The sequence below is a fragment of the Bradyrhizobium sp. CCBAU 11386 genome (assembly GCF_028128955.1).
GTDB lineage: Bacteria > Pseudomonadota > Alphaproteobacteria > Rhizobiales > Xanthobacteraceae > Bradyrhizobium.
Genome location: NZ_LBKA01000012.1, coordinates 1 through 335 on the forward strand (window position 1 = coordinate 1; position 335 = coordinate 335).

Consider the following 335-nt stretch of genomic DNA (forward strand, 5'->3'; position numbering starts at 1 on the left):
CTGAACTCGCGGTCGCCCGCGCGAAAGCGTCGCAAGACGAAGCGCTGATTGCCCAGCAGAAGCTGCAGATCGCCAAGCTAAAACATCAGATCTATGGGCAACGGTCAGAGCGTTCCGCGCGGCTGATCGAGCAGTTGGCGCTGACGTTCGAAGAGCTGGAAGCCGACGCCACCGAGGACGAGCTTGCGGCGGAACGGGCCGTGGCGAAGACGACGACGGTGCGTGGATTTACGCGCCAGCGTGCCGAGCGCCAGACCTTCCCTGAGCATCTGCCACGGGAACGGGTGGTGATCGATGGGCCTACGGCTTGTGAATGCTGCGGCAGCAATCGCCTT

The 335-nt window shown here is 63.3% G+C and carries 1 protein-coding gene; it reads left to right on the forward strand.

The annotated features are described in order from the left end of the window. Positions 1 to 335: transposase (locus XI09_RS03570; protein ID WP_271565690.1), on the forward strand; the 335-nt coding region annotated here is incomplete at both ends.